This is a genomic window from Micromonospora sp. NPDC048843, from assembly GCF_040649965.1.
Lineage (GTDB): Bacteria > Actinomycetota > Actinomycetes > Mycobacteriales > Micromonosporaceae > Micromonospora > Micromonospora hortensis.
On record NZ_JBEZGJ010000061.1, the window covers coordinates 23,106 to 37,207 of the forward strand.

Sequence of the window (14,102 nt, forward strand, 5' to 3'; positions counted from 1 at the left end):
ACTCCTCGATCGGGTGTGCCTACGGTGACGGGACGAGATGGCTGCGGCGCTGACAGGTCAGCGGCCGGAACACTCGTAATCGACCGTCGCCGGGCTCTGCCCGAACATGTAGGACTGGACGGCGTGCGGGTCGACGCCGGCCTCCACGACACGGACCGGCTCCTCGGTGACCACGCCGTCGACGATCCGGAACGACCGGATCTCCTCCGAGTCGGGCTCACGGGTCGAGATGAGCAGGTAGTGCGCCCCCGGCTCACCGGCGAAGGAGACATCCGTCCGCGACGGGTACGCCTCGGTGGCGGTGTGTGAGTGGTAGATGACGACGGGCTCCTCGTCCCGGTCGTCCATCTCCCGCCACACGCGCAGGTGCTCCATCGAGTCGAACTCGTAGAAGGTCATCGACCGCGCGGCATTGTCCATCGGGATGTGCCGGGTCGGGGTGTCGCTGCCGACGGGACCGGCGACCACGCCGCACGCCTCGTCAGGGTGATCCCGGCGCGCGTGGGCGACGATCGCGTCAATGATCGACCGGTCGATGCTCAGCACGTGCACCAGCCTAACGCCTGCCGGGCACGGGCCGAAGTGGTGCCGGTCACCCCTAGTCGATCAAGGCGTTGAGCAGCGACTCCTGTAGATACCCGAGATAGGCGTAGACCGAAAGCTGGAACACCCGGCTGGAACCCGGGTCCTCAGCGACCGCGTCGTCCAACTCCTCGCCCAGATCCGTGCCGTCCTTGATCTCCAGGCGGACGCCCATCGCGAGCCGGGCGTCGTTCAGTGCCCGCAACCACGCCTCGGCGGCCTCGGCGTCCAGCCGCACCTCGCCACCGGCGTCGTCCGGCAACGCGGCCAGGATCGCCCCCGCCTGATCGATCTTCGCGGTCTTCAGGTCGCCCTCGGTGTAGCGACGAAACTCGGCGGTGCCCGGAGCGTCCTGTGGGTAGACCGCCGGAAAGAGCCGACCGACCACCGGGTCGGTGTGGTCGAAGCCATCGGTGAGCAGACCCACCACCTCGGAGGCGACCTTGCGCAGCACCCGCACCTCGTCGACGGCGAAGACGGCGACGTAGTGACCGGCCTGGCGATGGAACATGCTCATGATCTGTCCACCGTCGCCCACAGCCCGTACGCGTGCAACTGCGACGCGTCGTGCTCCATCCGTTCGCGGGCACCTGTGGAGACCACGGCACGGCCCTTGTGGTGCACGTCCAGCATCAGCTGTTCGGCCCTCTCCCGGCTGTAGCCGAAAAGCTTCTGAAAGACCCAGGTCACGTACGTCATCAGATTGACCGGGTCGTCCCACACGATCGTCACCCACTGCCGGTCAGACGCCGGCACCTCGTCAGTGTCCGGCGTCTCGACCGGTGCAACCTGCGGAGCCGCCATGCCCCCCATCGTGCCACCGGTTTCCCGGAACCGAGGAACCGGAACGCCGGCCCGGCGCGGATCACCCACCCCGGGCCCTCCCGACCCGCCCCGGACGCCATCGGAGGTGGGGTCCGGCCCGGACCCGGACCCACCGGTGGACGCGCCGTCAGGCGAGCAGAATGCCGTGATCGACTGCATCGGAGAGCACCACGCCCAGCGAGAGGCGGATCACCTCGAACCGTCGGGAGATCTCCCTGGACAACCCCAACTCGACCTCGCGCACCGCCCGCTGGGACCAGGCCCGCGCCGCGCTGTGGTCGCTGTTGCCGGGCGTACGCCACTGCTGCCAGCACCCGCCGGAGAGCGCCACCGCGATGGGCGGGAGCACCTCGTCCCGGGACGCGACCGGATAGCTGGCGGCGGCGTCGATCGCCTCCAGGCCGGTCAGCTCGGCCACGCCGGCCGTGCTGGTGATCAACAGCACCTTGTCCAGTTCGTGGCCGGGCCGGTGGTCGGCCAGGCCGTACTGCACCGCGGCGGCGATCCGGCGGCGCACGCCTTCGGCCGGCGGCGCGCCGAGCACCTGGGACGCGACGTCGGTCATGATGCCGCGCACCGCCTGATCGCACTGCGCGGTGGCCAACAACGACAACGCCGCCATCTCCCGGTCGAGGAGATCCGGTAGGCCGGCGCAGCCGACTCCGAACACGATCTCCTGAACGGCCCGAAGGTGGATGTTCGCCAACTCCAGGGCGAGGTGCTGGCGGATCCGCTGAGCGCACGAGCGGGCGTGGCGGTCGAGCCGCTCGGACCAGTCACCCGGGTCGGCGGCCACGGCGACGCGACCCTGCTGGCCCGGCAGGACCGGCGGGTCGACGCTGGCCCGCTGCAACCCCTCACGCGACGCCCAACCCACCAGCGCCCGCCGCAGGTCGGCGGCGGTGTCGGCGCCGTCGACCGGGAACCACCGCGCGCCGGCCAGCGCCGGCACCGCGGCCAGGAGGGCCGCCCGGTGCGCCTCCACCGTCACCGCGACCGCATCCACCTCGGTCTCCGCACCTCCGACCGGCGGGACGGACGCCCCCGCGCCCTCCGTAGTCGCCGTGCCGTCGGCCAGCGGAGCCCACCCCGCCGCGCCGGGGGTGACCGCGAAGACGACCTCCACCGAGGTCGGGGCGACTTCGGCGAGCAGGTTCAACTCGGCGGCGGTGAAGGCCTGGTCGGCGGCGATCACGAAGAGCATCGCGCCGGCTCGGCCCGCCGCTTCGAGCAGCACCCGGGTGCCGGACACGCCGAGGGTGGCGGTGTCCGGAACGTCGACAAGGGTGAAGTGCCGCAGCAGCGGCTGGGGCACGCTCAGCTCGACACGCCGGGGCGGGCGGGCCAACGCCGGACCGGCGGCGTCCCGGTCCGCGCCGTACGAGTGCGGCTGGCGGTAACCGGGCACGAACGCCGCCCGGGTGGGCACCTTGGCGTCGCGCACCACCAACCAGCTGCCCGCCGGCACTGTGAGCATGACCGGGTCGAGCCCGAGCAGTGTGGCGAGCACGGCGCGCCGCTCGGCACCGGCCGGGCCGACGGCGACCACGCCGAGCGGCTCGTCCGGGGCGGCGCGGGACACGCCGACCCGAGTAGGGAGGGGGCCGCAGGTAGGTAGGTCGGTTGGGCGGCCGGTCATGTCGTCCGGCGATTCGACCGAGGGGAGAGGGCCCTGCTTCATCAGGTGCCTCCCGTTGCAGGTGACCGTGGGTCCGGTCGCGAAAATTCCGGTGCGTCAACCCGGATGTCGGAAGACTACGACCGAGCTGACGACCGGGCGGAACACCTCGAATACTCACCGGTAATTGTGCGATTACTCAACTTCGCACGGTGACGGTGCGGGCGCGGACGGATTCCGGTCGATATGCTGCGCGAATGAGTCGATGGGAGTTCGTCGGCCGCACGGGTGAGCTCAACCGCCTGCTGGAGGCGGTGACCGGTGAGGCCGGCCGCGGGCTCTTCTTCAGCGGCAGCGCTGGCATCGGCAAGAGTCGCCTGCTGCGCGAGGGCGTGGGCGCGTTGCCCACCGACCGGTTCGCGATCTGGTCCATCGCCGCCAGCGCCACCACCGCGGCGCTGCCGTTCGGTGGGCTGGTCCAGGTCCTCCCCGCCGAGCAGCCCCAGGGCCTCTCCCCCGCCGGCATCCTGCGCTGGGCACTCAACGTGCTGCAACAGCAGGCGGCCGGCCGGCGGATCGTGCTCGCCATCGACGATGCCCACCTGCTCGATCCCCCCTCGGCCGCACTTGTGCATCTGGTCGCCCGCGCCGAGAACGCCACAGTGGTCGGCACCCTGCGCGACGGCGAGCAGATCCCGCTGCCGATCCGCGCACTCTGGACCGACGACCTGGTCGAGCACGTCGAGCTGACCCCGATGCCGCAGGAGGAGACCACCGACCTGCTGGCGGCGATCCTGGGCGGCCCGGTCGACGCCGGCTCCGCCGACCGGCTCGGCCGGCTGTCGGCCGGCAACCCGCTGCTGCTGCGCGAGCTCGTGCACGCCGCCAACGGCAGCGCCGAGTTGAAGCGCACGTACGGGATCTGGAAGTGGACCGGGCGACTGGAACTGGCGCCCAACCTGACCGACCTCATCGACACCCGGGTCGGCAAGCTCACCGACGGCGTCCGCGCGGTCGTCGAGCTGGTCGCGTTCGGCGAACCACTGGGCCTGCACCTCCTCAGGCAGGCCGCCGAACAGTCGGACGTGGAGACCGCCGAGGAACGCGGGCTGATCACGGTCATTCAGCACGACCGACGCACGAACGTCCGGCTGGCGCACCCGCTCTACGGCGAGGTGATGCGCCGTCGCTGCCCGGTCAGCCGCACCCGCCGACTTCAGGCACACCTCGCCGAGCTGCTTGAGCAGGTCGGCAAACGCCGACGCGACGACCTGCTGCGGGTGGCCGTCTGGCGACTCGACTCGGGCACCGCACAGGATCCGGCTCTGCTGCTGGACGCCGCGGTGCAGGCGTTCACCCGCTACGACGTGCCGCTGGCGACCCGCCTGGCGCGTGCCGCGCTGCACGCCGACGGCGGCTACGACGCGGCGGAGCTGCTGGCCACCATCCTGATGTTCGCCGACCGGCCCGACGAGGCGATCGACGTCCTCGACGCGGTCACCCCCGAGCCCGGCGACGAGCGGCGGCTCTGCCGCTGGCTGACCGTACGCGGCATGGTCAGCTACTGGGGCCTGAGCCGGGAGTCCACGGTGGAGGAGATCGCAAGCCGGGTCGAGCAGCTCAGCGACTCCGCAGACCGGTCCCGGGTGCACGCCTTCGAGGCGATCATGCGCCTGCACCGACTGGACACGGCCACCGCGGTGCAGCTCAGCCGACGCGTGCTGGACCGGCCGGCGGCCGGCGTCGCCGCCCGCGAGCTGGCCCGATCCACCATCGCGTACGTTCAGGCCGCGCAGGGCGAGCTGACCCGCAGCGGTACGGCGATCGCCCAGGTGCACTCGGCCGCGGCGAGCTGGCGCACCGACATGCCGTACCTCCAGTTGGCCCTGGAGCTGGCCCGAGGCACCCGGCTCATGCTCACCGGCGACCTCTCCGGGATCGACGCGATAGTGGCCGACGAGTTCGCCGACCTCGCCGGAGCCGGCGACTTCCGCCTCGGCACCGGCTACCTGGCCATCCTGCAGGCGTACGCGGCCCGGCTGCGCGGGCAGAGCGACGCGGCCATGAGGACCTCGCTGGGCGCCTGCGCGGTGTTGGCCACGAGTCGGGTCTACGCCGGCCTGGCCCAGGCCGAACGCGCCCAGGCGGCGGCGCTGCGCGGTGACGCCGCGCAGGCGGTTGCGGCGATGGCCGAAGCCGACCGTACCCACGCGCCGGGCATGGCGGTGCTCTACCCGTGGTTGGAGCAGGCCCGGGGCGCGTCGCTCGCCGCCTCGGGCGACCTGCCGGGCGCTGTCAAACACCTCGGTGACCTGGTGGATCGGCTGCGCTCGGACGGTTTCGCCGGGCACGAGGTGCACGTCCTGCACGACCTCGTCCGACTCGACCAGGCGGGCATGGCGGTCGGCCCCACCTGCTCCGACGGTGGTCGGCGCACCGTCGCGCAGCGCCTCGCCGAGCTTTCCGAACGGGTCGACGGGGTGCTCCCGCCGTTGTTGGCCCGGCACGCCCGCGCCGCGGTGACCGACTCCGCCACCGACCTGCTCGCGGTCGCCGACGACTATGCCGCGCTGGAGCTGATCGTGTACGCGGCCGAGGCCACCTCCCAGGCCGTCCAGCGGCTGCGCCGGCAGCACTCGGCTGCCGCCAACGACGCCCGGGAGCGCCTCGCCGGGTTGCTCGGGCGCTGTGACCTGATCCGGACGCCGGCGCTCCAGGCCGGCGCGCCAGTGCTCACCGAGCGGGAGTGGCAGGTGGCGCGCCTCGCCGCGCACGGCGCTCCCAGCCGGGCGATCGCCGAACGGCTCTACCTCTCGGCGCGCACCGTGGAGAACCACCTCCAGCGGATCTACGCCAAGCTCGGCGTCACCGGCCGGGCCGAGCTGTGGGCGGCGTTGCGCTCGATCCCGGGCCACGACGGCGGCGACCCGAGCTGAACCTTAGGCTGGGGCGGTGAGCATCCACCGCCCCGCGCTCCTGACCGACCACTACGAGCTGACAATGGTCAGCGCGGCACTGAAGGACGGCACCGCCGACCGCCGGTGTGTCTTCGAGGTGTTCAGCCGCCGGCTGCCCAGCGGCCGCCGGTACGGCGTGGTCGCCGGAACGGCCCGGCTGATCGAGTTGATCCGCGACTTCCGGTTCGACAGCACCGAGGTCGAGTTCCTGCTGCGGACCGGGGTGGTCGACGAGACGGCGGCGGCGTGGCTCACCGACTACCGCTTCACCGGCGACATCGACGGGTACGCCGAGGGTGAGCTGTTCTTCCCCGGTTCACCGATCCTCACCGTCTCCGGCGGCTTCGCCGAATGTGTGGTGCTGGAGACGCTGGCGCTGTCAGTGCTCAACCACGATTGCGCGGTGGCCGCCGCGGCGGCCCGGATGGTGACAGCGGCGCGGGGCCGGACGCTGATCGAGATGGGGTCGCGCCGGGCACACGAGGAGGCGGCGGTGGCCGCGGCGCGGTCCGCGTACCTGGCCGGGTTCCGGTTCACGTCCAACCTCGCCGCCGGCGCGCGCTACGGCATCCCGACGGCGGGCACTGCCGCGCACGCGTTCACCCTGCTGCACGACGACGAGCGGGCGGCGTTCGCCTCGCAGGTCGCCACGCTGGGCAAGGACACCACGCTGTTGGTCGACACGTACGACATCAGCCAGGGCATCCGCAACGCCATAGCGGTGGCCGGGCCGGACCTGCGGGCGGTGCGGATCGACTCCGGCGACCTCGCGGTGATCGCCCAGCAGTCCCGGGAGTTGCTCGACTCGCTGGGCGCCACCGAGACCAAGATCATCGTCTCGGGTGACCTGGACGAGTACGCGATCGCCGCGCTGGCCGCCGAACCTGTGGACATGTACGGCGCCGGCACTGCCGTGGTCACCGGCTCCGGGGCGCCGACCGCCGGGCTGGTCTACAAACTGGTCGAGGTCGAGGGACGGCCGGTGGTGAAGCGCTCCGAGCACAAGGCCACCATCGGCGGCCGGAAGGTCGCGGTCCGCCGGCACAAGCCGACCGGCACCGCCACCGAGGAGGTCATCGTCCCGCAGGGCGTTCCCGACCGGCAGCCCAACGACCGCCTGCTCCAGCAGTCGTACGTGGTCGCCGGCGAGTCGGTGCCGCTGCCCACCCTCGACCAGTCACGGGAGCACCTGCGGGAGTGTCTGATCTCCATCCCGTGGGAGGGGCTGAAGCTCTCGGCCGGCGATCCGGCAGTGCCGGTCACCGTCGTGCCCGCTGGCTGAGTCATCCCCCGAGCGCCACCGACCGACCGTGCGGAGAGAGGAAACCCCCCGATGGCCAACGCGCTGATCATCGTGGACGTGCAGAACGACTTCTGCGAGGGCGGCTCGCTGGCCGTCGCCGGCGGCGCAGGGGTGGCCGCGGGCATCTCCCGGCTACTCGCCGCCGAACCGGACCGGTGGACGCACGTGGTCGCCACCAAGGACTACCACGTCGACCCGGGAGCCCACTTCGGCGATCCGCCGGACTTCGTGGAGTCCTGGCCCCGGCACTGCGTGGTCGGCACAAGCGGTTCGGAGTTCCACCCGGAACTGGACACCGCCCGGGTCGAGGCGATCTTCCACAAGGGCGAGCACGCTGCGGCGTACTCCGGTTTCGAGGGGCATGCCGACGACGGCGAGTGCCTGGCCGACTGGCTGCGCCAGCGCGACGTGGACCGGGTCGACGTGGTCGGCATCGCCACTGACCACTGCGTCCGGGCGACCGCGCTGGATGCCGCCCGGGAGGGTTTCGCCACCACAGTGCTGCTGGAGTTGACCGCCGCCGTCGCCCCGGCGACCACCGACGTGGCCCTGCGCGCGATGGAGGGCGCCGGGGTGATCATGCAGGGTCAGCCTGTGATCACTGCCGCATGAGGCGCTAATTGGTTGGCCAAGGGGCCGCCGCCGGTCGAAGATGTCGCCGGAGGTACGGACCCACGTGAACATGAAGCCTTACCGGCGGGCGCTCGCCCTGCCCGGTCTGCGGTCGCTGCTACTGGTTGCCGTCCTCGCCCGCATCCCGCTCACCGCGACCGGGGTGACGCTGACCTTCCACGTAGTGCTCGATCTTGATCGGGGCTACGGGGCGGCCGGCCTGGTGGGTGCGGCGGTCACAGTGGGCGCGGCGATCGGCGGGCCGCTGCTCGGCCGACTCGTGGACCGGCGTGGACTGCGCCCGGTCCTGGTGCTCACCGCCATCGCCGAGGCGATCTTCTGGTCCACCGCCCCGTCGCTGGCGTACCCGGTGCTCCTGCCGGCCGCCTTCGTGGCCGGCTCGCTGGCCCTGCCCATCTTCTCCGTGGTCCGTCAGTCGATCGCCGCGCTGGTCCCCGAGGACCAACGCCGCCCGGCCTACGCACTGGACTCGATGTCGGTGGAGCTGTCCTTCATGATCGGCCCGGCGTTGGCGGTGGCCCTGGTCACCGCGATCTCCGCGCAGACCACCATGTACCTGGTCGGTGGCGGCATCGTCGCCGCCGGGATCGCCCTGTGGGTGGTCAACCCACCGATCCGGGAGGCCACCGAGCCCACCGGCCCACAACGCCGGGTTCCGCGCCGGGAGTGGATGACCCCCCGCCTGCTCGCCGTCCTGGCGCTCAGCGCCGCCGCGACCCTGGTGCTCGGCGGCACCGACGTCGCGGTGGTCGCCGTCCTGCGGGCCAGCGGCGAGGTCGGGTGGACCGGCGCCGTCCTGGCCATCTGGGCGGTCGCCTCGCTGGCCGGCGGTTTCGCCTACGGGGCCGTGCACCGCTCGTTCTCCCCGCTGGCACTGACCGCCGCGCTGGCGGTGTGCACCATTCCGGTGGGGCTGGGCGGTGCGCACTGGTGGCTGCTGTGCCTGGCGCTGATCCCCGCCGGCGCGCTCTGCGCGCCGACCATCGCGGCCGGCTCGGACGCCGTCAGCCGCCTGGTTCCCGCCGAGGTACGTGGTGAGGCGATGGGTCTGCACGGCTCCGCCGTCACCGTCGGTATCGCGATCGGCGCACCGCTCGCCGGCGCGGTGATCGACGCCAGCGCGCCACTCTGGGGCTTCGTGGTGACCGGCGCGCTCGGCGCGCTGGTCACCCTGGTGGTGCTCCCGATCGAGCTGCGCCGCCGCCGCAACGCCGAAGCGGCCACCCCGCCATCCGTCGAGGCCGACCTCACCCCCGCCGCCCACTGACGGCTGCGCCCACGCCACCGACGGCGGTTTGCTGGCCCGCCGGCCGGCGGTCGGGCCGGGCGGACAGTCGACCCCGTGCGCCGCTCCGACAGCTCTCCCGGCCCCGATCCGTTCAGCGTCGGAGTCGGAGTCGCAGAACCTCGGCCGGTCAGTCTCGGGCGTACCGCGGCAGCGGCCGGTCGGGGGTGTCCGCCGGGCGGCCAGGCCCCGCGCATGCTGAAAAGCCTGATGTCTGTGAGTCATCAGGATGACTCACAGACATCAGGCTCTCCAGGCACACAGCCCCTTCGGAGCCAGGCGACGCGCCGGTGAAGGGACAGTGGAGCAGGCCAGGAACGGGCCGACGGGGCGCGGGAGTGACGTTGGCCGGATATGGCGAACGGGCGCCGCTCCCGGTGTCCCGGCTGCGGCGCCCGTCGTACTGCTGAGCCTGAGCGTCAGTGCCTGTCGACGTCGCTCGCGGTGTCCTCGCGGTAGCTGGCCCCGCCGTCCGACTCGCTGGTGAGCGGCTTGGCGCCACCCTCCGGCGGGCCGGCCAGGCTCTGGCCACCGGCCGCCAACTCCGGGAACTTCATGTCGAACGCCGGCCGCTCGGAGCGGATCCGCGGCATCCGGTCGAAGTTGCGCAGCGGCGGCGGGCTGCTGGTCGCCCACTCCAGCGAGTTGCCGTGACCCCAGGGGTCGTTCACCTCGACCACCGGGCCGGTCTTGTACGACTTCCAGCAGTTGTAGATGAACGGCAGCGTGGAGATACCGGTGATGAACGCGCCGATCGTGGAGATCGTGTTCAGCGTGGTGAAGCCGTCGCTGGGCAGGTAGTCGGCGTACCGACGGGGCATGCCCTCGTTGCCGAGCCAGTGCTGTACCAGGAACGTGGTGTGGAAGCCGATCATGGTGAGCCAGAAGTGCACCTTGCCCAGGCGCTCGTCGAGCATCCGGCCGAACATCTTCGGGAACCAGAAGTAGATGCCCGCGAAGACCGCGAACACGATGGTGCCGAAGAGCACGTAGTGGAAGTGCGCCACCACGAAGTACGAGTCCGACACGTGGAAGTCGATCGGCGGGCTGGCCAGCAGCACACCGGTGAGACCACCGAAGAGGAAGGTGACCAGGAAGCCGACCGCCCAGAGCATTGGCGTCTCGAAGCTGATCTGGCCCCGCCACATGGTGCCGATCCAGTTGAAGAACTTCATACCGGTCGGCACGGCGATCAGGTAGCTCAGGAAGCTGAAGAACGGCAACAGCACCTGGCCGGTGGCGAACATGTGGTGCGCCCAGACGCTCATGGAGAGCGCGGCGATCGCGACGGTCGCGGCGACCAGACCCTTGTAGCCGAAGATCGGCTTGCGGGAGAAGACCGGGATGACCTCGCTGATGATGCCGAAGAACGGCAGCGCCACGATGTAGACCTCGGGGTGCCCGAAGAACCAGAACAGGTGCTGCCAGAGCATCGGCCCACCGGTTGCCGGGTCGTACACGTGCGCGCCGAGGATGCGGTCCGCGGCGAGCGCGAAGAGCGCGGCGGCCAACAGCGGGAAGACCAGGATCACCAGGAGGCTGGTGACCAGGATGTTCCACGTGAAGATCGGCATCCGGAACATGGTCATGCCGGGCGCGCGCAGGGTCAGCACCGTGGTGATCATGTTCACGGCGCCGAGGATGGTGCCCAGGCCGGAGATGGCCAGACCCATGATCCACATGTTGGCGCCGACGCCCGGCGAGTGCTCGACGCTGCTCAGCGGCGCGTACGCGAACCAGCCGAAGTCAGCGGCGCCACCCGGGGTGATGAATCCGGCGGTCGCCATCGTCCCGCCGAACAGGTACAGCCAGTAGGCGAAGCTGTTCAGTCGTGGGAAGGAGACGTCGGGCGCGCCGATCTGGATCGGCACTATGTAGTTCGCGAACGCGAACACGATCGGCGTCGCGAAGAACAGCAACATGATCGTGCCGTGCATCGTGAAGAGCTGGTTGTACTGCTCCGGCGACAGGAACTGCAGCCCTGGTCGGGCCAGCTCAGCCCGCATGATCAGGGCCATCACGCCACCGATCATGAAGAACACGAACGCGGTGATCATGTACATGATCCCGATTTGCTTCGCGTCCGTGGTTCGCAGCAGCCGCGCGATGGCCGACCCCTTGACCGGCTCCCGGACCGGCCAGGGCCGGGTCACGACCGGCTTGGGTGCGACGGTGGTCACGAGTGGCCTCCGGTTCTCGGTTGTCCCGCTCGGCACACGCTGGTTATCGGCGGGCCGTCATCCGCAAGGAGGATAGTCCCCGGCAGGTCGCAGCGCCGCGTGGGGTGGCGTGACACGATCTACTACGGGCCTACAGCGGACCGAGCAGGAGCCGGTAGTGCTCCCCGAAGATCCGGTCGCCGCGTCCGCGCAGCAGCGGGTCGCGCAGCGCCGGCGGAACGTCCCTGGTGCGGTTGCGGTCCCGGGTCCGGTCCCGCACCCATCGGGTACGCGGACGGCGACGACTTTCGTACGCCACGAGGGCCGCCTCCACGCTGTTGGCGGCGCGCAGCGACTCGGCCAGCACCACGGCGTCCTCCAAGGCCATGGCCGCACCCTGCGACAGCGTTGGCGCGGTGGCGTGCGCGGCGTCGCCGACCAGCAGGACACGCCCCCGGTACCAGCGACCCAACTCCACCTCGTCGGTGATCCCGACGTGCACCTCGTCGAGGGCCGCCAGCACCTCGGGGACCGGGCCGCGGTAGTCGGCGAAGAGGTCCCGCAGCCGGGCCAGCGGGTCGGCGGGTTCCTCGGTGCCGGCCTCGTCGGCGTAGAGGTGCAGCCGCCCGCCGCCGATCGGCACCATCAGGAACCCGGAGCGCTGGCCGAGCAGCGCGGTCCACTCGGTGACCGGCGGACCGTCGCGCAGGACGGCCCGGTAGACCACCTGCCCGACCGGGCGCGGCGGCCCACCGAGCGCCGCCAGCGCACGGACCGAGGAGCGTGGCCCATCAGCGCCGATGACCAGGTCGTACTCGCTGGTGGTGCCGTCGGTGAAGGTGACGCCGACAGCGCCCGGGAGCAGGTCCAGGGTGCGGACCTCGGCGCCGTGCCGGACGGCGCCGCCGGCACCGCTGAGCAGCACCCGGTGCAGGTCGGCCCGGGGTAGCGCCCGGCACTCGCCGACGCCGGCCCAGAGGGCGTCGAGGTCGACCTCGCAGAGTTGCGCGCCCGCGGCGTCGAAGAACCGCTGCCGGCGGATCACCTGGCCGATCGGCCGGACCGGGTCGTGCAGGTCGAGCCGGTGTAGCGCGCGGGCGGCGTTGCCGGGCAGGTAGAGACCGGTCTCGGTGGACTCCCCCGGCGGCAGCTTGTCGGTGACGTCGGGCCGGAAGCCCGCCAGGCGCAGCGCCCGGGCTACGGCCAGGCCGGCGATGCCCGCGCCGACGACGAGGATGCGCAGGGGGGAGCCACCCATGGTGGTGTACGCCTCCGGAGGGGGAGCGGCACGCGTTGGAGGCAACACGCTACTCGGAGCGATCGGCGCACACCAGGCCCAATCGGCCCGCACCCCGCCGCTCGTCGGTGAGCCGCGCCGCTTGGCTGGCCGTCAGTGGCCAGCCGTCCGGCGGGGCATGGCAATCCTCACAATTCACCAGTTCGACGCGGACGGTTGCGCACCAGTTTCAGACATGTAAATGTGTCGTTGAGCGTGGGAGCGCTCCCGCACTGCCCCACCACATCCGGCGCCCGGCACGCGCCGAGTCGAGGAGTGTCATGAAACGTCAACTTCGGGCCCTGGCCGCCGCCGGGTTGCTGGTCGCCAGTTCGCTGGTGGCAGTAGCCCTCGGAGGCAGCGCCTCCGCCGACACCCAGATCTGCGAACAGTACGGCTCGACAGTCATCGGGGGCCGCTACGTGGTCCAGAACAACCGCTGGGGCACCACCGCCCAGCAGTGCATCAACGCCACGAACAACGGCTTCGAGATCACCACCCTGAACGGCAGCAGCCCCACCAACGGGGCGCCCACCGCGTACCCCTCGGTGTTCTTCGGTTGTCACTACACCAACTGCTCCCCCGGCACGAACCTGCCGATCCAGGTGAGCCAGATCAGCAGCGCCACCAGCAGCATCTCCTACCGCTACGTCAGTGGCGCCACCTACAACGCGTCGTACGACATCTGGCTGGACCCGTCGCCCAAGCGGGACGGGGTGAACCAGATGGAGATCATGATCTGGCTCAACCGGCAGGGCCCGATCCAGCCCATCGGCTCGGTCGTCGGCACCACGAACCTGGCCGGCCGCACCTGGGAGGTCTGGCGGGGCAGCAACGGCTCCAACAACGTCATCTCCTACGTCGCCTCGTCGGCGATCTCCAGCCTGAACTTCAGCGTGCTGGACTTCATCAACGACACCCGCAACCGGGGCGCGATCACCAACTCCTGGTACCTGACCAGCATCCAGGCCGGCTTCGAGCCGTGGCAGGGCGGCGTCGGCCTCGCGGTGACCTCGTTCTCGGCAAACGTCAACGGTGGCGGCCAGCCGCCGACCAACCCGACGACCCCGCCGCCGAGCGGTGGCGCGAGCTGCGCGGTGAAGTACACGGCGAACTCGTGGAACAACGGCTTCACTGCCGACGTGCAGATCAGCAACACCGGGTCCAGCGCGATCAACGGTTGGACGCTGACCTACGGCCTGCCCGGCGGGCAGCAGGTCACCAACGCCTGGAACGCCACTGTGAGCCAGAGCGGCTCGACGGTCACCGCCCGGAACGTCGGCCACAACGGGTCGATAGCACCCGGGGGCACTGCCAGTTTCGGCTACCAGGGGAGCCTGAGCGGCTCGTACTCGTCGCCGACCAGCTTCTCGCTCAACGGGGCAACCTGCTCCCGCTCCTGAACTGACGGTGGGGGGGGGGGGGGTTGGCCGCGTGGCCCCCCACCACCGCCACCTCGTCGAT

The 14,102-nt window shown here is 71.2% G+C and carries 11 protein-coding genes; 5 read left to right on the plus strand and 6 right to left on the minus strand.

Going from position 1 to position 14,102, the window contains the following annotated elements; translation table 11 throughout:
• Nucleotides 1-57: 57 nt before the first annotated feature.
• From AB0C20_RS16340 to AB0C20_RS16355, 4 genes are all read right to left on the minus strand, one after another.
• Nucleotides 58-546 (minus strand): M67 family metallopeptidase, encoded by a 489-nt coding sequence (locus AB0C20_RS16340; protein WP_355171104.1) that lies wholly within the window; start codon nucleotides 544-546, stop codon nucleotides 58-60.
• Between the two features lie 52 nt (nucleotides 547-598).
• Nucleotides 599-1,099 (minus strand): DUF2017 domain-containing protein, encoded by a 501-nt coding sequence (locus AB0C20_RS16345; RefSeq protein WP_091393575.1) that lies wholly within the window; start codon nucleotides 1,097-1,099, stop codon nucleotides 599-601.
• Nucleotides 1,096-1,386 (minus strand): ATP-dependent Clp protease adapter ClpS, encoded by a 291-nt coding sequence (gene clpS, locus AB0C20_RS16350; RefSeq protein ID WP_088946433.1) that lies wholly within the window; start codon nucleotides 1,384-1,386, stop codon nucleotides 1,096-1,098. The genes AB0C20_RS16345 and clpS overlap by 4 nt, the downstream gene beginning before the upstream one ends.
• Nucleotides 1,387-1,534: 148 nt before the next feature.
• Complete coding sequence (locus tag AB0C20_RS16355) at nucleotides 1,535-2,989, minus strand: hypothetical protein (protein WP_357568288.1); 1,455 nt, start codon at nucleotides 2,987-2,989, stop codon at nucleotides 1,535-1,537.
• A 293-nt stretch (nucleotides 2,990-3,282) separates the two neighbouring features.
• On the opposite strand from AB0C20_RS16355, the gene AB0C20_RS16360 reads away from it, so the two are divergent.
• The 4 genes from AB0C20_RS16360 to AB0C20_RS16375 are packed head-to-tail and all read left to right on the plus strand — an operon-like array spanning nucleotide 3,283 to nucleotide 9,185.
• Nucleotides 3,283-5,961, plus strand: a complete 2,679-nt coding sequence (locus tag AB0C20_RS16360) for a LuxR C-terminal-related transcriptional regulator (protein ID WP_357568289.1) — start codon at nucleotides 3,283-3,285, stop codon at nucleotides 5,959-5,961.
• A gap of 16 nt (nucleotides 5,962-5,977) precedes the next feature.
• Nucleotides 5,978-7,264 carry a nicotinate phosphoribosyltransferase gene (locus AB0C20_RS16365; RefSeq protein WP_357184414.1) on the plus strand — a complete coding sequence of 429 codons (1,287 nt, stop codon included), beginning with the start codon at nucleotides 5,978-5,980 and terminating at the stop codon, nucleotides 7,262-7,264.
• Between the two features lie 51 nt (nucleotides 7,265-7,315).
• Nucleotides 7,316-7,897, plus strand: a complete 582-nt coding sequence (locus AB0C20_RS16370; RefSeq protein ID WP_357184411.1) for an isochorismatase family protein — start codon at nucleotides 7,316-7,318, stop codon at nucleotides 7,895-7,897.
• Nucleotides 7,898-7,937: 40 nt separating this feature from the next.
• Nucleotides 7,938-9,185 carry an MFS transporter gene (locus AB0C20_RS16375; RefSeq protein WP_357568290.1) on the plus strand — a complete coding sequence of 416 codons (1,248 nt, stop codon included), beginning with the start codon at nucleotides 7,938-7,940 and terminating at the stop codon, nucleotides 9,183-9,185.
• 437 nt (nucleotides 9,186-9,622) lie between these two features.
• Here AB0C20_RS16375 and ctaD read toward each other — a convergent pair whose 3' ends face one another.
• Together ctaD and AB0C20_RS16385 are read right to left on the minus strand one after the other, a co-directional pair.
• Complete coding sequence (ctaD, locus tag AB0C20_RS16380; protein WP_357184405.1) at nucleotides 9,623-11,383, minus strand: cytochrome c oxidase subunit I; 1,761 nt, start codon at nucleotides 11,381-11,383, stop codon at nucleotides 9,623-9,625.
• Nucleotides 11,384-11,513: 130 nt separating this feature from the next.
• The gene (locus AB0C20_RS16385; protein ID WP_357184402.1) at nucleotides 11,514-12,620 is read right to left on the minus strand and encodes an FAD-dependent monooxygenase; all 1,107 of its coding nucleotides are present in this window, start codon (nucleotides 12,618-12,620) and stop codon (nucleotides 11,514-11,516) included.
• Between the two features lie 299 nt (nucleotides 12,621-12,919).
• Between AB0C20_RS16385 and AB0C20_RS16390 the strand changes: the two genes are divergently transcribed.
• Complete coding sequence (locus AB0C20_RS16390) at nucleotides 12,920-14,041, plus strand: cellulose binding domain-containing protein (protein WP_357568291.1); 1,122 nt, start codon at nucleotides 12,920-12,922, stop codon at nucleotides 14,039-14,041.
• Nucleotides 14,042-14,102: the final 61 nt, after the last annotated feature.